This window comes from Phyllobacterium sp. UNC302MFCol5.2 (assembly GCF_000686005.1).
Lineage (GTDB): Bacteria > Pseudomonadota > Alphaproteobacteria > Rhizobiales > Rhizobiaceae > Phyllobacterium > Phyllobacterium pellucidum.
Genome location: NZ_JMLL01000018.1, coordinates 160,642 through 180,919, shown reverse-complemented (window position 1 = coordinate 180,919; position 20,278 = coordinate 160,642). Strand labels below are relative to the sequence as shown.

At 58.5% G+C, this 20,278-nt stretch carries 23 protein-coding genes; 12 read left to right on the top strand and 11 right to left on the bottom strand.

Features of this window, described 5'->3' with window-relative positions:
- The first annotated feature begins 109 nt into the window (after nt 1-109).
- Together BR48_RS0123210 and BR48_RS0123205 are read left to right on the top strand one after the other, a co-directional pair.
- The gene (locus BR48_RS0123210; RefSeq protein WP_027233504.1) at nt 110-2,221 is read left to right on the top strand and encodes a carboxy terminal-processing peptidase; all 2,112 of its coding nucleotides are present in this window, start codon (nt 110-112) and stop codon (nt 2,219-2,221) included.
- 75 nt (nt 2,222-2,296) lie between these two features.
- Nucleotides 2,297-2,581 carry a GNAT family N-acetyltransferase gene (locus tag BR48_RS0123205; protein WP_027233503.1) on the top strand — a complete coding sequence of 95 codons (285 nt, stop codon included), beginning with the start codon at nt 2,297-2,299 and terminating at the stop codon, nt 2,579-2,581.
- A 12-nt stretch (nt 2,582-2,593) separates the two neighbouring features.
- Here the strand turns inward: BR48_RS0123205 and BR48_RS0123200 are convergent, their stop codons facing one another.
- On the bottom strand, nt 2,594-2,977 hold the full coding sequence (locus tag BR48_RS0123200) for a hypothetical protein (protein ID WP_027233502.1): 384 nt from the start codon (nt 2,975-2,977) through the stop codon (nt 2,594-2,596).
- Between the two features lie 477 nt (nt 2,978-3,454).
- Here BR48_RS0123200 and BR48_RS0123195 point away from each other — a divergent pair, with 477 nt between their 5' ends.
- Nucleotides 3,455-4,156 (top strand): response regulator transcription factor CtrA, encoded by a 702-nt coding sequence (locus tag BR48_RS0123195; protein WP_027233501.1) that lies wholly within the window; start codon nt 3,455-3,457, stop codon nt 4,154-4,156.
- A 58-nt stretch (nt 4,157-4,214) separates the two neighbouring features.
- Here the strand turns inward: BR48_RS0123195 and BR48_RS0123190 are convergent, their stop codons facing one another.
- The 3 genes from BR48_RS0123190 to BR48_RS0123180 form a co-directional block, all read right to left on the bottom strand.
- Nucleotides 4,215-4,808 carry a YdeI/OmpD-associated family protein gene (locus tag BR48_RS0123190; RefSeq protein ID WP_036815364.1) on the bottom strand — a complete coding sequence of 198 codons (594 nt, stop codon included), beginning with the start codon at nt 4,806-4,808 and terminating at the stop codon, nt 4,215-4,217.
- A complete protein-coding gene (locus BR48_RS0123185) occupies nt 4,808-5,164 on the bottom strand; it encodes a response regulator (RefSeq protein ID WP_245273702.1) in 357 nt (118 codons plus the stop codon). The genes BR48_RS0123190 and BR48_RS0123185 overlap by 1 nt, the downstream gene beginning before the upstream one ends.
- A gap of 126 nt (nt 5,165-5,290) precedes the next feature.
- Nucleotides 5,291-5,920 (bottom strand): histidine phosphotransferase family protein, encoded by a 630-nt coding sequence (locus tag BR48_RS0123180; protein ID WP_027233498.1) that lies wholly within the window; start codon nt 5,918-5,920, stop codon nt 5,291-5,293.
- A gap of 314 nt (nt 5,921-6,234) precedes the next feature.
- Here BR48_RS0123180 and BR48_RS0123170 point away from each other — a divergent pair, with 314 nt between their 5' ends.
- Nucleotides 6,235-6,813 (top strand): EipA family protein, encoded by a 579-nt coding sequence (locus BR48_RS0123170; RefSeq protein ID WP_027233497.1) that lies wholly within the window; start codon nt 6,235-6,237, stop codon nt 6,811-6,813.
- A 110-nt stretch (nt 6,814-6,923) separates the two neighbouring features.
- Nucleotides 6,924-7,985, top strand: coding sequence for a hypothetical protein (locus BR48_RS0123165; protein ID WP_036815359.1), 1,062 nt, complete (start codon nt 6,924-6,926; stop codon nt 7,983-7,985).
- Here BR48_RS0123165 and BR48_RS0123160 read toward each other — a convergent pair.
- The 3 genes from BR48_RS0123160 to BR48_RS0123150 all read right to left on the bottom strand — a co-directional run bounded on the left by BR48_RS0123160 (nt 7,941) and on the right by BR48_RS0123150 (nt 9,807).
- Nucleotides 7,941-8,765 carry an RNA methyltransferase gene (locus BR48_RS0123160; RefSeq protein ID WP_027233495.1) on the bottom strand — a complete coding sequence of 275 codons (825 nt, stop codon included), beginning with the start codon at nt 8,763-8,765 and terminating at the stop codon, nt 7,941-7,943. The genes BR48_RS0123165 and BR48_RS0123160 overlap by 45 nt on opposite strands.
- Nucleotides 8,762-9,541 (bottom strand): DUF2470 domain-containing protein, encoded by a 780-nt coding sequence (locus BR48_RS0123155; RefSeq protein ID WP_027233494.1) that lies wholly within the window; start codon nt 9,539-9,541, stop codon nt 8,762-8,764. Before BR48_RS0123155 ends, BR48_RS0123160 begins: the two co-directional genes overlap by 4 nt.
- A gap of 74 nt (nt 9,542-9,615) precedes the next feature.
- The gene (locus BR48_RS0123150) at nt 9,616-9,807 is read right to left on the bottom strand and encodes a hypothetical protein (RefSeq protein ID WP_027233493.1); all 192 of its coding nucleotides are present in this window, start codon (nt 9,805-9,807) and stop codon (nt 9,616-9,618) included.
- 239 nt (nt 9,808-10,046) lie between these two features.
- On the opposite strand from BR48_RS0123150, the gene BR48_RS0123145 reads away from it, so the two are divergent.
- Complete coding sequence (locus BR48_RS0123145) at nt 10,047-11,021, top strand: cell wall hydrolase (protein ID WP_027233492.1); 975 nt, start codon at nt 10,047-10,049, stop codon at nt 11,019-11,021.
- A 52-nt stretch (nt 11,022-11,073) separates the two neighbouring features.
- Here BR48_RS0123145 and BR48_RS0123140 read toward each other — a convergent pair whose 3' ends face one another.
- Nucleotides 11,074-11,463 (bottom strand): DUF930 domain-containing protein, encoded by a 390-nt coding sequence (locus BR48_RS0123140; RefSeq protein ID WP_027233491.1) that lies wholly within the window; start codon nt 11,461-11,463, stop codon nt 11,074-11,076.
- Between the two features lie 170 nt (nt 11,464-11,633).
- Nucleotides 11,634-12,395, bottom strand: coding sequence for a 3-hydroxyacyl-CoA dehydrogenase (locus tag BR48_RS0123135; RefSeq protein ID WP_027233490.1), 762 nt, complete (start codon nt 12,393-12,395; stop codon nt 11,634-11,636).
- Between the two features lie 324 nt (nt 12,396-12,719).
- On the opposite strand from BR48_RS0123135, the gene BR48_RS0123130 reads away from it, so the two are divergent.
- The 6 genes from BR48_RS0123130 to BR48_RS0123105 all read left to right on the top strand — a co-directional run bounded on the left by BR48_RS0123130 (nt 12,720) and on the right by BR48_RS0123105 (nt 18,369).
- Nucleotides 12,720-14,324 carry an ABC transporter substrate-binding protein gene (locus tag BR48_RS0123130; RefSeq protein ID WP_027233489.1) on the top strand — a complete coding sequence of 535 codons (1,605 nt, stop codon included), beginning with the start codon at nt 12,720-12,722 and terminating at the stop codon, nt 14,322-14,324.
- Between the two features lie 53 nt (nt 14,325-14,377).
- The gene (locus tag BR48_RS0123125; RefSeq protein WP_027233488.1) at nt 14,378-15,385 is read left to right on the top strand and encodes an ABC transporter permease subunit; all 1,008 of its coding nucleotides are present in this window, start codon (nt 14,378-14,380) and stop codon (nt 15,383-15,385) included.
- A 64-nt stretch (nt 15,386-15,449) separates the two neighbouring features.
- Nucleotides 15,450-16,310: an ABC transporter permease subunit gene (locus BR48_RS0123120; protein WP_051615420.1), complete on the top strand. Its 861-nt coding sequence runs from the start codon at nt 15,450-15,452 to the stop codon at nt 16,308-16,310.
- Nucleotides 16,311-16,312: 2 nt separating this feature from the next.
- Nucleotides 16,313-17,167: an ABC transporter ATP-binding protein gene (locus BR48_RS25320; protein ID WP_051615418.1), complete on the top strand. Its 855-nt coding sequence runs from the start codon at nt 16,313-16,315 to the stop codon at nt 17,165-17,167.
- Nucleotides 17,164-17,997: a dipeptide ABC transporter ATP-binding protein gene (locus tag BR48_RS0123110; protein ID WP_027233486.1), complete on the top strand. Its 834-nt coding sequence runs from the start codon at nt 17,164-17,166 to the stop codon at nt 17,995-17,997. The genes BR48_RS25320 and BR48_RS0123110 overlap by 4 nt, the downstream gene beginning before the upstream one ends.
- Nucleotides 17,998-18,102: 105 nt before the next feature.
- Nucleotides 18,103-18,369: a hypothetical protein gene (locus BR48_RS0123105; protein WP_027233485.1), complete on the top strand. Its 267-nt coding sequence runs from the start codon at nt 18,103-18,105 to the stop codon at nt 18,367-18,369.
- Between the two features lie 3 nt (nt 18,370-18,372).
- Here BR48_RS0123105 and choV read toward each other — a convergent pair whose 3' ends face one another.
- Both choV and choW read right to left on the bottom strand, forming a co-directional pair.
- Nucleotides 18,373-19,416 (bottom strand): choline ABC transporter ATP-binding protein, encoded by a 1,044-nt coding sequence (choV, locus tag BR48_RS0123100; protein ID WP_027233484.1) that lies wholly within the window; start codon nt 19,414-19,416, stop codon nt 18,373-18,375.
- Nucleotides 19,413-20,255: a choline ABC transporter permease subunit gene (choW, locus tag BR48_RS0123095; protein ID WP_027233483.1), complete on the bottom strand. Its 843-nt coding sequence runs from the start codon at nt 20,253-20,255 to the stop codon at nt 19,413-19,415. The genes choV and choW overlap by 4 nt, the downstream gene beginning before the upstream one ends.
- Between the last annotated feature and the right edge of the window lie 23 nt (nt 20,256-20,278).

Below are 20,278 nucleotides of genomic sequence, written 5' to 3'. Positions count from 1 at the left end.
TGACGCTTCACATGGCGGATCGCCATAGTAAGTTTAGATGCGGCCGGCAGTCCGTCGGCGGTAATATTTGATGGTTTAATCCACACAGAGCATTGGATCCGTGCACCTTATGCGTACCAGATTTGGCTTGTTGCTTGCTTTCCTGACGGTCGTTTCCTCTGCTCAGGCGTTGGAAACCGCCTCACCTCCGGTGCTCGCGCCTGAGGAGGATCAAGGCAAGGCTGCGCATTTGAGTGCGCAAGTATTGACCTATTATCACTACAAGAAAGTGCCGCTGGACGACGCTTTGTCCGCGAAAATCACCGATCGCTACATCGAATTGCTGGACCCGGACCGATCCTTTTTCCTTCAGTCCGATATCGACACGTTCATGGCCAGCAAGGACAAGCTGGACGATGCCATCTATGGCGAAGATCTCACCATACCGTTTGCGATTTTCAACGTTTATGACCAGCGTTTCGTGGAGCGCATGAATTACGCACGCGGACTTCTCAAGGATGGGTTCGATTTCAGCCAAAAAGAAGACTTCACGATCCGGCGGGACAAGGAGCCTTGGCCGAAAACCGAAGCGGAAAGCCAGGAGATATGGCGCAAGCGCGTCAAGAACGACTGGCTGCGCCTGAAATTGGCCGGTACGTCCGATGCAAAGATACGCGAGACACTCGGCAAGCGTTATGAGAACTCGCAGGCCCGCGCCTATAAATACAAGAGCGACGATGTATTTCAGACGTTCATGACCGCCTATACCAATGCCGTCGAACCCCATACAGACTATTTTGGCGTTGCCGCCGCTTCGGAGTTCGACATTTCAATGAAACTCTCGCTCGTCGGCATCGGCGCCGTTCTTCAGGAGCGCGATGAGTATACGACCATACGGGAACTGGTGGCCGGCGGACCTGCCCAACTCTCAGGCCAGCTTAATGCGGGCGACAGAATTGTCGGGGTGGCACAAGGCAAGGACGGTCCAATGGTGGACGTCGTCGGCACTCGATTGAACGAGGTGGTAAAGCTCATACGCGGAGAAAAGGATACGGTCGTACGGCTGGATATCATGCCATCCGACGCGGGCCCCGACGGCAAGCACCGGCTCATTACTCTGGTGCGCGATAACATCAGCCTGGAAAAACAGGCCGCCAAGAAAAGCATCAGGATCGTGAAGGATGGTGATCTCACGCGCAAAATTGGCGTGATCGATTTGCCCACATTCTATGACGACTTCGAGGGGCGGCGACGGGGTGACAAGAACTATCGCAGCGCAAGCCGCGACGTTGCCAAGCTGTTGGCGGAACTCGAAGACGAAAAGGTTGACGGCGTCGTTATCGACTTGCGCAACAATGGCGGGGGCTCCTTGCCTCAGGCGATCGAACTGACCGGCCTGTTTGTTGGGAAGGGACCCGTCCTGCAACAGCGCAATGGCGAGGGCGACATCAAGGTCGACGGCAATGATCGTGGCCAGGCGAAATGGACGGGGCCGCTTGCAGTCCTTATCAACCGCGGATCGGCCTCGGCTTCCGAGATTTTTGCCGCGGCAATACAGGACTATGGCCGAGGGCTCGTTATCGGCGAACCAAGTTTCGGCAAGGGAACCGTGCAAACTGTGGTCGATCTCGACGAGCAAGCGCGCAACCCAAAGCCGGAATTCGGCGAATTGAAGATGACGGTCGCGCAGTTCTTCCGCATCAATGGCGGGACCACGCAGCTTCGCGGCGTGACGCCGGACATCATCCTGCCCGGGTTTTCGGACGAGGAGACGCTCGGGGAGTCGAGTTACGACAACGCGTTGCCGTGGTTGCAGATCAAACCAGCCAGGTACAAGCCGCTCGGGGATATCAAGGCGATCCTGCCGGAACTTCAAAGCCGCCACGACGCGCGTGCCAAGGAGGACAGGGATTTCAAGAGACTCGTCGAAGATGTCAACGAGCTCAAGGACTTGCGTGACAAGCGGGTCATATCCCTCAATGAAACCGAGCGACGTGCGGAAAGGGATCGCCAGATTGGCCGCCTGAAGGCACGTGAAGCAGCTGACGGCAAGGGCTCGGCGTCGACGACCGATCTTGTATTTCAGGAGGATGGTCTGCAGGCCGACGAGCGCAGCATGAGCGCGGATATTGCGAGCGAAAAAGCGCTCAAGGATGCAAAAGACGTGCTTCTCGACGAGACGGTGCACATTCTCAGCGATGCGTCCGACCTCGCTAAAGTCACGTCGGCGAAAAACAATTGATCAATGGCAGTTGATGGGCACCCGGCATCGGGTACCGCGAGTCGCAATAACGATGGTGTAACAATGAGTGGTCAGATCAGTATCGAAAAGCAGGAAACGGGCAAGGGCGGACGCTATGTGGCTGTTGTATCCGGCCATGAAGCCGAGATGACCTTCTCGCGCGCAAGCCCCCATCTCATCATCATCGACCACACCGCGGTGCCTGACGCGCTTCGGGGGCAGGGCGTCGGCCAGGCGCTCGCCCTGAATGCGGTGGAAGATGCGCGAGCGGGTGGCTGGAAGATAATTCCGCTTTGCCCGTTCATGCGGGCGCAATCGCTGCGTCACAGCGAATGGTCGGACGTAATCCAGCAGCGATAGGGCGGCAGTCCGTCAGCCAATCATGGCGCGCTTGTCGGTCAGGGGGATCTCTTCCTCGCGCGGCTTGCCGTCACGCTGCTCAAGCGCCTCGGCCTTGGCAAGTTCGGCTTCCGATTCGGCAAGGGCGGCTTCCGCCTCGTCCTTTTGCGCCTTCAGGTCACGGATCGAGTCGAAAAGATTGTCGCGGCGCTGGCGCGCGGCCTTTGCGAACGTGGGATAGGCAAAGTGCGTCGTGTCGGTGATGCCGGCCTTCTTTTCCTCTGAAAGGATCTGGGCGTCCAGTTCAGCGGCCATGCGTTCGAATTCGCCCATCATCAGATCGAGTTGACCGAGCTGGCGGCGCTTTTCCTTGACCTGAAAGAGTTTCAGCCGAACCAAACCCTCATGCGACTTCATGCCCACTACCCCCTCAACGCCATACTCTCAGGCCGGTACGCGTAAGCCGCCAAATGCGAGGCGGCGGTCCATCCAGCCGGTATTCCACCCGAATCACCTCGGGAAAATGAAACAAAAACTTAAAGGCGGCCCCGTCTGGTAACCTTTCCTTTACGTTCAGCATTAATCATACGCCTTAAGACTTAAAGCTCGGTAAATCGAATCCTGAAGTTTCTAGGCAGAGATTTTATTGAGTCGAATGAATCGCTTAGCCTTTGAACCTGAAGCACCATCTAATGGTTTTTGGCGGGCGAGTTGACCTTATGAATCAATGCGGTGCCTGCGATCTCTAAATTAAGAGTCGAGGGCACTTGCAAAGCGGAATCAGATTTTGTTAACCATTCGGTGGCAATCTTAACGTTATGGAAACGGCTTGTTCGCGACCTGGCTTCGGGATTGCACGGCAACCCATTTCAGCGGCGGGAAAAGGGGAATGATATGCGGGTTCTTTTAATCGAAGACGATAGTGCAACGGCCCAGAGCATCGAACTGATGCTCAAGTCGGAAAGCTTCAATGTTTATACGACTGATCTGGGCGAGGAGGGTGTCGATCTCGGCAAGCTCTACGACTATGATATCATCCTTCTCGACCTGAACCTGCCGGACATGTCCGGCTACGAAGTGCTTAGGACACTTCGCCTGTCGAAGGTGAAGACCCCGATCCTTATCCTCTCCGGCATGGCCGGCATCGAGGACAAGGTTCGCGGTCTCGGTTTCGGCGCCGACGACTATATGACGAAGCCCTTCCACAAGGATGAACTCGTCGCCCGCATCCACGCTATTGTTCGCCGCTCGAAGGGTCACGCCCAGTCGGTCATCACAACGGGCGATCTCATCGTCAATCTCGATGCCAAGACGGTGGAAGTCAGCGGACAGCGCGTGCATCTGACCGGCAAGGAATACCAGATGCTGGAACTGCTCTCGCTGCGCAAGGGCACGACGCTGACCAAGGAAATGTTCCTCAACCACCTCTATGGCGGCATGGACGAGCCTGAACTCAAGATCATCGACGTATTTATTTGCAAGCTGCGCAAGAAGCTCGACTCGGCTTCCGACGGTGTGAATTACATCGAAACCGTATGGGGCCGCGGCTATGTGCTGCGCGAGCCGGACTCGACCGAACTGCGCGAAATCGCCTGATAACATTGCGCAAGAAATTCAAGGGGCTCCGTTAGCGCGGAGCCTTTTGCTTTTGGAGTCAGCGTTTGCGTTTGAGCGGGTAAATGGTCTCACCCTGGGCAAGCATGGCGATATATTTCTGTATGTGCGCTGCCCGTGTTTTAGCCTGTTTCGCGCCATGGACGCGGTAGAGAATTGCAAACCGGTTGTGGCCATCAAGCTGGTTGAAGAACGTCAGCGCCTCCGGATTGGCATCCAGGGCCCGTTGCAAATCGTCAGGTACTGTCGCGGTGCTCTGCCGGGCATAGGCGGCATCCCAGCGACCGTCGGCCTTGGCTTTTTCGACTTCGGCAAGGCCTGCCGGTTGCATACGGCCCTGCGCCATCAGTTCGATCGCCTTGTCTCGATTTTTCTCTGACCACTTGCTGGTGGCCCGACGTGGCATGAAGCGGATAAGCCAGTGGTGCTCGTCGAGTTTGTCGAGCTGGCCGTCGATCCAGCCATGGCAGAGCCCACATTCGATCGCTTCCTCGCGAGACACGCCCGTGATCGGGGCATCCTTCTTTGCAAGCTTCAGCCAAATCCCCTTCGAAGTGATCGGTTCAGCGGCGAGAAAAGCGTCAAGCTCCATTGCCGACGCAAAGAACCTCACAGGAAGATCGCTCTTCGGCATCAGCCTGCCACTGGAACCTGCGGCAGGATTTCGGCGATCGACGCTCGGTTGAAAGGCTTGAGCAGATAGCCGGCAGCACCAGCGCGCTTGGCGCGCATGATCTTGGCAAGGTCGATCTCCGGAAGGCAAAGGTATATCTTGCTGTTGGCGCCGCCGGGAAGCGATTTTACCTGTGCGATGACATCGGAAGCCGGCATGTCGGCGATCGCGCTGTCGAGAATGATGATATCGGGCATCTCGACGCTGCAGGCAGCAACCGTCTGGAAGCCGGTGTCGGCGGTCGTGACGACGGTCGTTTCGCTCGCGATGAGTCGGCGGGCGACCTTCCGCACGACCGGCGAGCCATCAATGATCATGCAACGCAGCAATACAATACCCCCGGCAGGCCAGAAACATACCGTTCCGGGTAAGAAGACTAGCGGGCCTGGGTGAACAAATACCCAAGGTTGATGGTAAATATTACGGCAACTTTTGCGCGGCGATCAGGCTGCGGCGAAAACGATCTCTTCCGGTGTCGCATGGATCGAGATGGTCATGCCGGCTTCCTGCGCAAGCAGCAGGGTATAGTAGGGCTGCACCGCGTGGGCGTCGATCGGTTCTTCCGGTACCCTGCCGCTGTGAAGTTCGAGGAACTTCGGCGGTACGCGCAGCATCGGCCCCCGCGAGGTGAGGCTGAAACGCGGCTCGGTGTCCCCGCCCTCAAGCTTGACTGCGAGCGTGCCGCCACGGGGAAGGGCGGCATTGGCGATCAGGACGAGGTTGAGTAAGAGCTTCACCTTGTTCTTCGGCAGAAGGACGCGGGTGCCTTCCCAGGTGAACTGTGCTTTCTCGCCTTTCATATATTCGTTGGCGACGTTTTGCGCGTCGCCGGTGTCGATCTGGACGCCTGCGGATCCTGCCGCGCCGAAGGCAATGCGGGCAAATTGCAGTCGGGCCGAGGCGCTACGAGCGCTCGACTTGATGAGGTTCATCGCATCCTCGTCGGCGCCGCCCTCCTCGAGGAGTTCGAGGCCGTTGTTGATTGCACCAACCGGCGAAATGATGTCATGGCAGATGCGGCTGCTCAGGAGTGCTCCGAGGTCCGTTGCCGAGAGAATTACGGGCAATGTCATGAGGGCTTCTCCTGGAGGTGGTCGAGTGGGTTTTCGCGAATCACTGGCAAGCGAATCACTTCGAATTTCAGCGCTATTTGGATACATAGACGCGTCCGGATCGGCAAGAAGCTCGTGGCGAAAGCCTGTGAATGCTGAATTTCCGGCATTTTTGCCGATCTTTGCAAGTCATTGAAATGCCAAGATCGATTCATAAACTTTTATACAAGGTTTAGCGCCTTAAATTGAGCACCAAATCATTAGGCAGGCGCAAGATCTGCAAATTTCCCGTATCAGGCGTCAGGCAAAGAAGCGAACAGCCAAAAGGAATTAGGATGGCGTCTCTACTCTTGTCTATGAACCGTGGTCTTCTTCTCGTCCTGACACTCGTGTCACTTGTTTTTGCCCAGGCCCAGGGGGCCCGCGCGCAAGAAACCTATACGATGGAAGAGATCGTCAATTCCGGTCAGCGGTTCTTCGGATCGACCTCAGGCGGATTGGCCACAGCTGTCGAGAAGGTGTTCGCGAGTTACGGCCTTCCTAACGGCTATGTCCTTGGCGAGGAAGGATCGGGCGCTCTCATCGGCGGCCTGACCTACGGGGAGGGCACGCTCTATACAAAGAACGCCGGCGATCACAAGACCTACTGGCAGGGCCCGTCGATCGGCTGGGATTTTGGCGGACAGGGCTCCCGCGTGATGATGCTGGTTTATAACCTCGACGATGTTCAAAATCTTTACGGGCGCTTTGTTGGGGTTGCTGGTTCCGCCTACCTTTTTGCCGGCGTGGGCTTCAATGTTCTCAAGCGCAACCAGGTATTGCTCGTTCCCATCCGCACGGGTGTCGGTGCGCGTCTTGGCGTCAATGTCGGTTACTTGAAGCTGACCCAGACCCCGACATGGAATCCGTTCTGACCGAGCAGGATTCAAGTCTGCCCGGCGCGGACCCATGCGGTCCGCGTCTTTGTTTTCGGCGCCCCCGCTGCTAAGACTCCCTTTAAAGAAACGCCAACAGGACCCCGATCTTGATACAGTCCGTAATCTATTTTGCCCTTGGGTTCTTGAGTGCCGTGCTTCTGGTCCTGCTGGTCGCGCCGCCAATCTGGCGCAGGGCCATGCTTTTGACCCGCAAGCATGTGGAGGCCGAGACACCCCTGACGCTCAATGAAATTCAGGCGCAAAGGGATGGATTGCGCGCCGAACACGCGATGGCGGAGCGCAAGCTCGAACTTGCGCTCGAAAGCGCGCGCAACAAGGCGGCGCTGCATCTGACCGAGATCGGCGAAAAGGAACGGATCATTCGCAAGCTCACGGCGGATCTCGGCGAGCGGGAAACCAGTATTGCCGGTCTTTCAACGTCACTGAGTACTAATGAAGACACGCTCGAACGATCGTCACAAAATCTCAGCGGCACGGCGAAGACTCTCGAAGAGCGCACCACCGAGGTTGAGCAGCTCAACCGGCGTCTGTCGAAACTCTCGATCGATGCCGATAGCCTGCAGATTGAACTTGCTGCCCAATCCGCGCGCGTCGAAAACCTCCTCGACGAATTGAACGACGCGCGGCGCGAGAAACGCGACAGCGACGAGCAGCGGCGGAAAATCGAGACCGAGCACAAGGCTTTGCAACATAGTCTGGAACAGGAAACGGCGCAGCGTACCGAGTTCGAAAAGCAGGCGACCGTGCTTTTGACCAAGTTGTCCGACGCAGAGGCGAAACTCGCCCGTCGCGAGAAAGACATGGAACGGCTGAACGAGAGACTGCGCAAGGTCCTCGCTGACGGCCGCAAGCAGGGCACTTCCGTTGTCGATACGCCGCGTGGCAAGCAAGCGCTGATCCAGGCCGACGAAACACGGCTTATGCGCGACGAGATGAATACGCTTGCCGCACAGGTCGTGGCGATGGTGGCGAAGCTTGAAGGCGAGACGTCTCCCGTCAATGAAATTCTTGCCAAGGCCAAAAGGCAGGTGCCGGCGGTCTATGATGAAAATGGCGAGGCCATCGTCAGCATTGCCGACCGGGTGCGCGCCCTGCAGAACGCTTCAAAGCCCGCTAAAGCGGCTGAACCGCGCGAGAGCGATGCCTGAGGCGGTTGCAACGTTTAAACTATCGAAGCTCTTCGACATGGGTATGCGCACAGTCTGAAGGCGGTCCAGCAGCGCCTTTGGCAGACCTTCCCCTTCCGTTCCAAGGAGAAGTGCGGTGCGCTGGACCGGCTCAGCCGCGTTGATGCTCGTCTTGCCCGAGGGGCTCAAGGCAAAAATCGTATAGCCTGCGCTCTGCAGTTTACTGATAAGGGCTTCTATCGATCCCTCGCGGGCGAATGGAACCTTGAGCGCTGCGCCAACAGAAACGCGGATCGCCTTGCGGTAGAGCGGATCGCAACTCGTCTCGTCCATGAGAATGGAGTCAGCCTCGAAAGCGGCGGCATTGCGGAAGATCGAGCCCATATTGTCGTGGTTTGAAAGCCCGCACAGGACAACGGCCAGCCCGTGTTCCGGCATGGCGGAAAGCAGTGTGTCGACGGTGTGCGGTACGCTGCGCCGTCCTATTGCCAGAATGCCGCGATGCATGGGAAAGCCGGCAATCGCATCCATCGTCTCCCGGCTGACGCAATAGACCGGTACGTCGGGCGGACACAGTTTCAGCTGTTCGGACAGGCCCGAAAGCCGGTTCTCCAGCACAAGGAGCGAGTCGGTGGCAAAATGCGGGCTCGTCAGCAGGACGTTCAGAACAACCTTGCCCTCGGCAATAAATCGACCCTCGCGGCCGACGAGATCGCGCTCGCGCACGTCGCGATAGGGCGCAAGTCGTTCATCGCGATGGTCATCGATACGGATGACCCTTTGATCTGGCGACGCTGTCATGCCGGAGATTGGGACGCCTGCAGGCCGGCGCGCGCTTCTCCCGCCATGCGGACGAGCGTCTTGTGCATGTCCTCAGCCGATGTGAGCGGCGAAGCAAAAAAAACCCGTTCAATCGCATCGCCATCCGCGATATCGAAGCCGTCGGCGTCAATGCCGGTGATCCGCCAGTTGCCGTCATCCGCCTTGGCGAAATACCGGGCGTAAAGGGCAATCGCCGCTGCATGATCCTCGTTCATGTGTTCGACCGCCGATTTTTCCGCCGCGGCAAGCGCGTCATTGGCCGGATTGAGACTGAGCCATTCGGCCGGCGGCAGCTGATATGCGCGTCCGAAACCGGCGTTCAGGCGGGCATTGTCGGGTTCGAGCCGGAAGAAACTGAAATCGCCAAGGCCTGCATAGAGCTGGGCCTTTGGAAGGTGCGAAAGATAGCGCCACTCGATCCGCTCATGTTCCGGCGTGTTGCGTGCGATTTGGCGTGCTTTGGCCGTAACGGTCATGCGGGGATGGGCCAGAGGGTCGCCCTTTCCAGGCTCTCCCACCAGCAACGAACAGCGAGGATCGGCAAGGAGCGCCGGCGTATGCGCGGCCAGTGCCGATGCAAGAATGACAGGGGCGCCGTCGTGGTCGGTGGCAAGGCCTACCCGCGTCGCGATAGGATGGCCGGAGCCAGGTTCGAGCGTCGCCAGCGCCGCATATCGCGCGGTGCGCAGCAATGTACGCGCAAGGCGAACGGCGCCTTCATCGATTTCACGCAAGACGTCTTTCTTTTCGGCCACGGGATACCTCTCAATCTGTTGGCCGATTGATAGTGCGTGACGGGCAGGGGAACAAGCTGTTTGGTAGCAGTGGCTCAGGCCGCCACTGATTGGTTGTCGTTGAATCCGATCGCATCCATGCAATCATCGAGGAGATCGAGATCAACCGGGCCGATCGTGCACAGGACCGGCGCCACGTCCTCCGCCGGAACCTGCAGCGCCACAAGTTCTTTCAGCGCTTCCATCAGTGATTCGCGCGTGTCATACCGGTGGGAGCGCTTGTGCATCGGCCGTGCCTTTGAGCATGTTTACTGGCCAAAACATTAAGGCAATTACGGTAAACGAATTCTTAATTTTGCCATTTTTGAAATTTTTTTGCTGTGCGGGTGAATAAAATAAGTCCATGATTTCAAAAGGATGAATAGGCATGGTAACGTTAACGTCATCTTTGCCATTGTTTGGCCCTAAATGAGATCATTCTGTGAGCACCTTCACCAGCAGGAACAACAGCGATGAGAATTGCTTCGTGATCGGCTTCGCTAAGTGGAAGATCCATTCAATTGCGGGCATCATAGCGGCCGCGGGGCTTGTCAGTGGTTGCACGCAGACCGGACAGCACTCGAAAATTTCAGCCAATCTGACGAATAAGGGCACCAGCAAAAGCTATGCCTATACGCCGAAGGACAAAGAGTGTCTTGAGCGGGCGATGTTCTTCGAATCCAACCGTTCGAGCCAGGACGGACTGGTTGCGGTTGGCACGGTGGTGATGAACCGCCTCGATTCCGGCAAATGGGGCGACTCCATATGTGGCGTGGTCGGACAAAAGGGGCAGTTTGCTCCAGGCGTGCTTTCTCGCCCGATGAAGTCCGTTGCCCTCCCGGATGTGCAGGCTGCCGCCGACGCGGTGCTGCGCGGCGAGCGCAATACCAAGGTGAAGAATGCCATGTATTTCCACACGGCGGGTCTTCGCTTCCCCTATAAGAACATGCACTATACGGTCGTTGCCGGTGGCAACGCGTTTTATGAAAAGCGCGACCGCTATAATACGGCAGACATCGCGTCCAAGGATGCAAGCGCAGCCATCGCCAATGCCTATATCGCCAGCCTGCGCATGGGCGGCAGACCGACAATCGCAACTGCCCCGACTATGGTCGCGAGCAATGTGCCGGGCGTAACGACTTCGGTCGCCGCAGCGCCGGCGGCTGCGACGACGACCTCGACCGCGACAGCGGGACGTGTCACTGCCAACCAGCAGCCGATCCTCATGGCACAGGCTGACATAACTCCGGTCATCGCCAATCCGGCGAAGGTTGCCGTGCCGATGGATCCGCCGCCGCAGGCGATGGATTACCGGACCAGCGAGCCGACCGTTCGCGTGGCACAGCCAGCTTCAGCGCCGGCAACCGATCCGAGCTTGCTCGCCTATGAGGCGCCGAACGCCAAGAAGGTCGATGCCATCGGGCAAATGCTGCTCGCGCAGGATCGACCGACGTTCAACTGACCGCTTTTCGTTTCAGAGAGATCATTCGAGGCGCCTTGTGCGCCTCGAATTTTTAGGGGACGAGGTAGTGGTGCGCCCACTGATCGTGCGGCACCACCTGGCCGATCGCATATTGGAACGTCAGGATCGTCATGTGATCGGGTGAGGTCGAGCAGGTGTAGGAGAGGTGATACCACTCTCCCTTGCTGCGAAAGGCTGCCCCGGCCGAGCGGATCTTATCGCCCTTGATCTTCGGCTCTTCAAAAGCATAGGCAACAAGTTCGTCAGGCACCAGCTTGGCCGGGTCCTTATGTATGCGGTCCATCGCCTCGACGTCGCAGCGCTGTTCCAGCCTGGTTTCGGGATCAAGCCGCTGCAACTCTTCCGTTGCACCGCTATCCATGGCCCGGGCCGGTGCGGCCATAGCGAGCGGCAGCAACAGCATGGCGCTAATTCGTTTCATCATTTCGGCTTTCAAATTGCAGGATATCGAAGCAGGGACCGGCAACAGGCCGGCCGAAGCTCAAAACGCTAGAGTAACAAGAATTGCCCTAGATACTCCGCCGATTGGGACCAAATTATGAAACGTTCCTCGGCCTGCCCAGCCGATCCATCTTCTGGCGTCACGCCCGGCTATTTTGGTGCCATGCGAATGGCACCGTCGAGCCGGATCGTCTCGCCGTTCAGCATCGGATTTTCAATGATATGCAGCGCGAGGGCGGCATATTCTTCCGGTTTGCCCAGTCTGGAGGGGAAGGGGATCGAGGCTGCCAGCGAATCCTGGACCTCCTGCGGCATGGCAAGCAGCATGGGCGTGCCGAAGATTCCAGGCGCAATCGCCATCACGCGGATGCCGAAGCGTGCGAGTTCGCGTGCCGCTGGAAGGGTGAGGCCGGCAATTCCCGCTTTCGACGAGGCATAGGCGGCCTGTCCGATCTGGCCATCGAAGGCGGCAACCGACGCGGTTGAAATGACGACACCGCGCTCGCCGGTCGCAAGCGGTTCAAGCTTTGCAGCGCGGTCGCTCACCAGACGCAACATGTTGAACGAACCGATGAGGTTGACCTCGATGACGCGGCGATACAATTCGAGATCGTGCGGACCATCGCGGCCGACGATACGGCCGGCATTGGCGATGCCTGCACAATTGACAAGAATGCGCGGCGTCCCAAGTTCATCCGCTACGCGGGCGACTACCATTTCCCCCTCGGCAGCGTTGGCCACGTTGCAGGCAAGGGCAATTCCGCCGATCTCAGCGGCGACCTTTTCGGCCGCTTCGAGATTGATATCGATGATGGCAACCCTCGCGCCTTTTTGTGCGAGGGCGCGCGCCGTGGCGGCCCCGAGCCCCGATCCGGCGCCTGTAACGATTGCTGTTTGCCCGTTTGCGTCCAAAATAGACCACTCCTGTTGCACTTATGGCGTTGTTGCACGGGTTTTGGTGCTGACCTAGACTGAAATGTACGAAATACGCCACGTTTGCGTCAAACTGGTAAACGCTGCTACCCCGCATACCAAAAGTTAGTGGACGGATTTTTAGTCGATTTCACCGTTAATTGATTAAATGGGGCGATTTTCCCCAGAATCGACAATTATGCCTTCCGGGACGGGTTGACTGCGAATGAATCTGCTTGCATTGCGACATGGCAAAGGCTTCCATGCGACTTTCGTTGTAGGCATGGGGGCCTGCAACACAAAAAACCTCTGAAGGTGGAAAAGATGAATACCTACAAGAAACTCCTTGCGGCGAGCGCGCTCGCAATGCTGACGGGTGGGCTGATGGCAGGTGGAGCCTCGGCCAAGACGTTGGTCTATTGTTCGGAAGCTGCACCGGGCGGCTTCGACCCTGCGCTCTATACCGGCGGCGAGACGCTCGACGCTACGGGACAGGCCGTTTTCAACAAGCTGGTCGAGTTCAAGCCGGGCAAGTCCGAAGTCGAGGCCGCGCTTGCTGAAAGCTGGACGATCTCCGACGATGGCCTGCAGTACACGTTCAAGCTGCGTCCGGGTGTCAAGTTCCAGACAACTAGCTATTTCACGCCGACGCGTGACCTCAATGCCGACGACGTCGTTTTCTCCTTCGAGCGTCAAAAGGAAGGCAGCCCCTGGGCGAAATATGTCGACGGTGCTTCCTATGAATATTTCGAAGGCATGGATTTCCCCAAGCTGATCAAGTCGGTTGAGAAGGTCGACGACCTGACCGTCAAGATCACGCTGACCAAGCCGAATGCGCCGATGATCGCCAACCTTGCCATGGACTTCTCGTCCATCGTCTCCAAGGAATATGCCGACAAGCTGCAGGCTGACGGCACCCAGCAGAAGTTCAACGAGCAGCCGGTCGGCACGGGCCCGTTCCAGTTCGTCGACTATCAGCTTAATACCGCCATCCGCTACGAAGCCAATCCGACTTTCTGGAAGGGCAAGGTCAAGCTCGACAACCTGATCTTCGCTGTTACGCCGGATGCTGCCGTTCGCGTACAGAAGCTCAAGGCCGGCGAATGCCAGCTGACGATCTATCCGGATCCGGCTGACGTCGAGGGCCTGAAGGCCGACTCGAACCTCACCGTCCTGCAGGAAAGCGGCCTCAACGTTTCGACGCTCGCCTACAACACGACGCAGGCGCCGTTCGACAAGCCGGAAGTGCGCAAGGCGCTCAACATGGCAATCGACAAGAAGGCTATCGTCGATGCCGTCTATCTCGGTCAGGGCACTCCGGCGATCAACCCTATCCCGCCAACGATGTGGTCCTACGACAAGTCGATCAAGGATGACGAGTACAATCCTGAAGCGGCAAAGGCAGCTCTCGAAAAGGCTGGCGTCAAGGATCTTTCGATGAAGATCTGGGCAATGCCGGTTGTTCGTCCATACATGCCTAACGGCCGCCGCACCGCGGAACTGCTGCAGTCGGACTTTGCCAAGGTTGGCGTCAAGGTCGAGATCGTCAGCTACGATTGGCAGGAATATCTGAAGCGCGCTTCGGATCCGAAGCATGATGGTGCCGTCATCATCGGCTGGACCGGTGACAATGGCGATCCGGACAACTTCCTTGCAACGCTTCTTTCTTGCCAGGCCGTAGGCAGCTCGAACCGCGCTGCATGGTGCAACAAGGAATTCACCGACCTGATCGACAAGGCCGCTGTGGTTTCCGACGTTGCCGAGCGCACCAAGCTCTACGAACAGGCGCAGGTCGTGTTCAAGCGCGAAGCTCCGTGGGCAACGCTCGCTCATTCGCTCGTTACGACGGCAATGACCAAGAACGTCACCGGCTACGTGCCGAGCGCTTTCGGTGTCCACAATTTCGAAAGCGTTGACATCGCCGAGTAATCAGACTCCTCGCGGTACCGGCTTCGGCCGGTACCGCATTTTTTCAGGTTGCCATGTTCCGTTATATCGCTTCCCGAGTGCTGCTGCTGATCCCGACATTCATCGGCATCAGCTTCATTGCCTTTATCTTCATCCGCCTGCTTCCTGGTGATCCGGTCATTGCGCTTGCCGGCGAACGCGGCATGACGCCCGAGCGGCATCAACTGCTCATGGAGCAGTTCGGTTTCAACAGGCCGATCTGGGAACAATATTTCTCGTTCGTCTGGAACATATTCCACGGGGATTTTGGAACATCCATCGCCAGCAAGCGCGCAGTTCTCACCGACTTCCTGACGCTCTTTCCGGCGACGCTCGAGCTCAGCATCTGCGCGATGCTCTTTGCGACCATCATCGGAATTCCCGCCGGCATTTTTGCCGCCGTCAAGCGTGGCTCGGTGTTCGACCAGCTCAGCATGGGCATCGCCCTCGTCGGTTATTCGATGCCGATCTTCTGGTGGGGCATCCTGCTGATCATTCTTTTTGCCGGCATCCTGCATTGGACACCGGTTTCGGGCCGCATGGATCTCATCTATTTCTTCAAACCCACCACTGGTTTCATGCTGATCGACAGCCTGATTTCCGGGCCGAAGGGCGCCTTCAAATCGGCATTCTCGCATCTCGTGCTGCCGACGATCGTTCTCGGCACGATCCCGCTCGCCGTCATTGCGCGGCAGACGCGCTCGGCCATGCTCGAAGTGCTGGGCGAAGACTATGTGCGCACGGCGCGCGCCAAGGGTCTCGCACCCCGCCGGGTCATCGGCGTTCACGCCCTGCGTAATGCCATGATCCCCGTCATTACGACGATCGGTTTGCAGATGGGCCTGTTGATGGCGGGCGCGATTCTGACTGAGACGATCTTCTCCTGGCCGGGCATCGGTAAATGGATGATCGACGCCATTGCCAAGCGCGACTATGTTGTCGTGCAAGGTGGCCTCATGCTCGTCGCGCTCATCGTCATGACCGTAAATTTGATTGTCGATCTGCTCTATGCAGTCGTCAATCCGCGCATCCGCGTAAAGTGAGGAAGTCTTGACTAACGAAGTTTCCCCTCCCGTACCGCTCGCCGCGCCCAAGTCCGCGGGGCGGATGGCACGACTCTCGGAATTCTGGTTCTATTTCAGCGTCAACAAGGGCGCTGTGATCGGCTTTGGCGTCCTCGTGTTCCTCATGCTCGTCGCCATTTTCGCGCCGGTGCTCGCGCCCCACGCGCCCTACCAGCAATACCGCGAAGCGCTGCTGACGCCGCCATCCTGGCAGACCGGCGGCAATTCGATGTTCCTGCTCGGAACGGACGCGGTCGGCCGTGATCTGCTCTCGCGCCTCATCTATGGCGCACGCTTCTCGCTGTTCATCGGCCTTATCGTCGTGACGATCTCGATGGTAACCGGCGTGATCCTTGGCGTGCTCGCCGGCTATTTCCGTGGCTGGGTGGATGCGCTGATCATGCGCATCATGGATATCATTCTCGCATTCCCGCCGCTGCTCCTCGCCCTGGTGCTTGTCGCAATCCTCGGGCCTGGGCTCTTCAATGCCATGATCGCAATCGCTCTGGTCCTGCAGCCGCATTTCGCCCGCCTTACACGCGCGGCGGTGATGAGCGAAAAGAACCGCGAATATGTGGTCGCCTCGAAGCTCGCCGGGGCAGGCCACTTGCGGCTGATGTTCAAGACCATCCTGCCGAACTGTCTCGCACCGTTGATCGTGCAGGGGACGCTTTCATTCTCGAACGCCATCCTCGAAGCGGCCGCCCTCGGCTTTCTCGGCATGGGCGCCCAGCCGCCGACGCCGGAATGGGGCACGATGCTTGCTGAAGCGCGTGAGTTCATCCTGCGGGCCTGGTGGGTCGTCACCTTCCCCGGCCTTGCCATCCTCATCACCGTCCTAGCCATCAATCTCGTTGGCGATGGGCTGCGCGATGCTCTCGATCCGAAACTGAAGAGGAGCTGAGCATGGCGCTTCTAGAAATCAAGAATCTGTCGGTCGGCTTCGATACCAGCAGCGGTCTCTTCATGGCGGTGCAAGGCATCGACCTGCATGTTAATGCGCGCGAGGTCCTCGCTATCGTTGGTGAATCCGGCTCGGGCAAGTCGGTGGCCATGCTCGCGGTCATGGGGCTTCTTCCGAAGACCGCTACGGTGACCGCCGACAGCATGACCTTCGACGGACACGATCTTCTCGCGATGTCGTCCAATCAACGGCGCGAGATCGTCGGCCGCGACGTCGCCATGATCTTCCAGGAACCGGTCGCCAGCCTTAATCCATGCTTTACCGTTGGTTTCCAGCTTGAGGAAGTCTTGCGCGTCCACATGAAAATGGATGGAAAGGCGCGCCGCCAGCGTGCGATCGAACTGCTCAAGCAGGTCGGCATTCCAACGCCGGAAGAACGATTGAATTCGTTTCCGCACCAGATGTCGGGCGGCCAGTGCCAGCGCGTGATGATTGCCATCGCAATCGCCTGCAACCCCAAGCTCCTGATCGCCGACGAGCCGACGACTGCGCTTGATGTGACCATCCAGAAGCAGATTCTCGATCTGCTCGTCGGCCTACAGGCCAAGCACGGCATGGGGCTCATCATGATCACCCACGACATGGGCGTCGTCGCGGAAACCGCCGATCGCGTCATCGTTCAATATAAGGGGCGCAAGATGGAAGAGGCGGATGTGCTGACGCTCTTCGAATCGCCCAAGAATGCCTATACGCGCGCGCTGCTTTCGGCCCTGCCGGAAAATGCCACCGGCGACCGGTTGTCGACCGTTGCGGATTTCATGAAGAACGAAGCGGCCAATGCAGGAGTGGCACCATGAGCGAGATCGTGCTCGAAGGCCGCAATATCATCCGTGACTATCACGTCGGCGGGGGCCTGTTCGGCAAGGACAAATCCGTGCGGGCCGTCAAGGGCGTCAGTTTCACGCTCGAACGCGGCAAGACACTCGCGATTGTGGGCGAGAGCGGTTGCGGCAAGTCAACGCTCGGGCGCATCCTGACGCTGATCGATCCGCAGACGTCGGGCGAACTCCTGATCGAAGGAAAGCCGATCAATATCGCCAAGGATACCGTGACGCCCGAACTGCGCCGCAAGGTGCAGATCATTTTCCAGAACCCCTATGGCTCGCTCAATCCACGCCAGAAGATCGGTGAAGTGCTCGGCGAACCGCTGCTCCTCAACACGAAGAAGACAGCGGCGGAACGTCGTGACCTTGCCATGCAGATGCTGATTAAGGTCGGTCTTGGCCCCGAGCACTATAACCGCTATCCGCACATGTTTTCCGGCGGACAGCGCCAGCGCATTGCCATCGCCCGCGCGCTGATGCTGAGCCCGAGCCTGCTTGTCCTCGATGAGCCCGTCTCCGCGCTCGACCTTTCTGTGCAGGCGCAGGTACTCAATCTCCTCGCCGACCTGCAGGACGAGTTCAACCTCACCTACGTCTTCATCAGCCACGACCTTTCGGTGGTGCGCTACATCGCCGACGAGGTGATGGTGATGTATTACGGCGAGGTCGTCGAGTACGGTACGCGCGACGAGGTCTTCGCCAACCCGCAGCACAGTTATACGAAGACGCTGTTTGCGGCGACGCCGAAGGCCGATGTCGAAAGCATTCGCGCCCGTATCGAGAAGAAGAAAGCGGCCGCCTGATCTCCCGCGTATGGGCCGTCATTGCGGAAAACGCGCGTGACCGCTTGCATTCGATGCCTGCTTGATGGTGACTTAACAACGCATATGAAGCAGGGAGCGATACGCATGGCCGGCAAACAGCCAATTTCCACGGCGCCCAAGGACGGAAGCAAGGTCACGGTCTTCTGGACCGACGAAGATGGCCAGGAAAACGAATCGATCGGCCAGTATCGCTCGCTCGAGCGACTGAAGGCGACGGGGGGACAGTGGGACGAGACCGATGCCGGTTGGTGGATCTTTACTGATTCCAACACGCAAAAAAAGGTCTCGCCGCAATCCTGGCAGCCAGCCGGCAAATCCCGCGATGACGAGGATCAATCCGAGGCCGAGTAAAGGCTAGTGCTTCTGGTGTCGTAGCAGCCCGCGGACGATGTCGTCGGCCGAAATCATACCGAGTATGGTGCCCTTGTCGACGACGCCGACGTCGCCGCTGTTCTTGGCGACAGCCTGCATTATTTCACGTACCGGGGTTTCCGGACGCGCCGTTGCGGCAAAAGGCCGGCTGGCCGGCCGGGTCCGGTCGAGCGGCACCATAATATCCGCCGCCGTCAGCACCCCAAGCGGGTTCATGTTGGCGACGAAATCCGCCACATAGTTATCTGCCGGGTTGAGCAGGATGTCCTGCGCCGTGCCGCACTGGATGATGCGGCCGCCCTCCATGATGGCAATGCGATTGCCGATTTTCATCGCCTCATCAAGGTCGTGGCTGACAAAAACGATGGTCTTCTTCAGGCGCGCCTGCAGGCTCAAAAGCTCATCCTGGAGCCTCGTGCGAATCAGCGGGTCGAGCGCCGAGAAGGGTTCATCCATGAGCAGGATAGGCGCGCCGGTGGCGAAGGCACGGGCGAGGCCGACGCGCTGCTGCATGCCACCGGAAAGTTCGCCGACCTTGCGCTTTGCCCAATCCTTGAGGTTCACCAGTTCGAGCTGCTGCTGGACGGCCTTGGCCCGCTCTTCCTTGGGAACGCCGGAAAGCTCCAGGCCAAAGCCGACATTTTCCTCGACCGTGCGCCAGGGGAGCAGGCCGAATTGCTGGAATACCATTGAAACGAGATGCTTGCGCAGATCCCGCAGCGTACCCTTGTCGGCTTTGCCGACATCGATGGAACGGCCATTGTTGTGCACGACGACGGAACCGCGGGAGATCGGGTTAAGTCGGTTGATCGCCCGCAGGAGCGTGGATTTGCCGGAGCCGGACAGCCCCATGAGCACCACGATCTCACCTTCCTCGATCGTGATCGAGCAATTATGCACGCCGAGCACGTGGCCGGTCTCGGCCTGGATATCCGAACGGCTCTTGCCCTTATCGGCAAGCGCGAGGGAACCGTCCGTCTTCTTGCCGAAGATAATGCAGACATTGTCGAGCGTAATCGCGGTCATTCCCCTGCCTCCTTGCCGGGACGGAAGATGCGGTCAAGCACGATAGCGACGACCACGATGACAAGCCCTGCTTCAAAGCCGAGCGCGGTATTGACCGAGTTGAGCGCGCGGACGACCGGAACGCCTAGCCCATCGGCGCCGACGAGCGCGGCAATGACGACCATGGACAACGAGAGCATGATCGTCTGGGTGAGGCCGGCCAGTATCTGCGGCATGGCATAGGGCAGTTCGATCTTCCACAGGAGTTGGCGCGACGAGGCGCCGAAGGCTTCGCCAGCTTCGATCAGATGCGTCGGCGTCGAAGAGACGCCGAGATGGGTCAGGCGAATCGGCGCCGGGAGAACGAAAATGGCGGTCGCGAGCAGGCCCGGTACCATGCCGATGCCGAAGAAGACGATGGCCGGAATGAGGTAGACGAAGGTCGGCAAGGTCTGCATGAGGTCGAGGATCGGCCGGATCGCCGCATAGAATTTGGGGCGATGGGCGGCGATAATGCCGATCGGCACGCCGATGCCCATGCACAGGATGCAGGATGAAAGGACGAGCGTCAGGGTCTCCATCGTCTCCTGCCAGTAGCCCTGGTTGAGGATGAAGAGGAAGCCAAGCGCGGTGAGGATGGTAACGCCAATGGAGCGGCGCAGCGCATAGGCGATCGCCGAAAAGATCGCGACCATGATGAGAGGATGCGGATATTTCAGGACGAACATGAGAGCGTCGATGAAGCCCTGCATCAGGATCGCGAGACCGTCGAAGAACCAGGCGAAATTGTTCGTCAGCCAATCGACGATTTGCTTGGCAGTCCTGCCAACCGGAATCTTGTCTTGCGTTAACCAGTCCAAGCGGAAGTATCCCTCTGTCGCGA

What these genes read in the sequence shown, in the direction of transcription:
- BR48_RS0123210 (WP_027233504.1), top strand. Translation starts at nt 110, where the DNA reads ATGCGTACCAGATTTGGCTTGTTGCTTGCTTTCCTGACGGTCGTTTCC.
- BR48_RS0123200 (WP_027233502.1), bottom strand. Translation starts at nt 2,977, where the DNA reads ATGAAGTCGCATGAGGGTTTGGTTCGGCTGAAACTCTTTCAGGTCAAG.
- BR48_RS0123195 (WP_027233501.1), top strand. Translation starts at nt 3,455, where the DNA reads ATGCGGGTTCTTTTAATCGAAGACGATAGTGCAACGGCCCAGAGCATC.
- BR48_RS0123190 (WP_036815364.1), bottom strand. Translation starts at nt 4,808, where the DNA reads ATGCCGAAGAGCGATCTTCCTGTGAGGTTCTTTGCGTCGGCAATGGAG.
- BR48_RS0123185 (WP_245273702.1), bottom strand. Translation starts at nt 5,164, where the DNA reads ATGATCATTGATGGCTCGCCGGTCGTGCGGAAGGTCGCCCGCCGACTC.
- BR48_RS0123180 (WP_027233498.1), bottom strand. Translation starts at nt 5,920, where the DNA reads ATGACATTGCCCGTAATTCTCTCGGCAACGGACCTCGGAGCACTCCTG.
- BR48_RS0123170 (WP_027233497.1), top strand. Translation starts at nt 6,235, where the DNA reads ATGGCGTCTCTACTCTTGTCTATGAACCGTGGTCTTCTTCTCGTCCTG.
- BR48_RS0123160 (WP_027233495.1), bottom strand. Translation starts at nt 8,765, where the DNA reads ATGACAGCGTCGCCAGATCAAAGGGTCATCCGTATCGATGACCATCGC.
- BR48_RS0123150 (WP_027233493.1), bottom strand. Translation starts at nt 9,807, where the DNA reads ATGCACAAGCGCTCCCACCGGTATGACACGCGCGAATCACTGATGGAA.
- BR48_RS0123140 (WP_027233491.1), bottom strand. Translation starts at nt 11,463, where the DNA reads ATGAAACGAATTAGCGCCATGCTGTTGCTGCCGCTCGCTATGGCCGCA.
- BR48_RS0123130 (WP_027233489.1), top strand. Translation starts at nt 12,720, where the DNA reads ATGAATACCTACAAGAAACTCCTTGCGGCGAGCGCGCTCGCAATGCTG.
- BR48_RS0123125 (WP_027233488.1), top strand. Translation starts at nt 14,378, where the DNA reads ATGTTCCGTTATATCGCTTCCCGAGTGCTGCTGCTGATCCCGACATTC.
- BR48_RS0123120 (WP_051615420.1), top strand. Translation starts at nt 15,450, where the DNA reads ATGGCACGACTCTCGGAATTCTGGTTCTATTTCAGCGTCAACAAGGGC.
- BR48_RS25320 (WP_051615418.1), top strand. Translation starts at nt 16,313, where the DNA reads ATGGCGCTTCTAGAAATCAAGAATCTGTCGGTCGGCTTCGATACCAGC.
- BR48_RS0123110 (WP_027233486.1), top strand. Translation starts at nt 17,164, where the DNA reads ATGAGCGAGATCGTGCTCGAAGGCCGCAATATCATCCGTGACTATCAC.
- BR48_RS0123105 (WP_027233485.1), top strand. Translation starts at nt 18,103, where the DNA reads ATGGCCGGCAAACAGCCAATTTCCACGGCGCCCAAGGACGGAAGCAAG.
- choV (WP_027233484.1), bottom strand. Translation starts at nt 19,416, where the DNA reads ATGACCGCGATTACGCTCGACAATGTCTGCATTATCTTCGGCAAGAAG.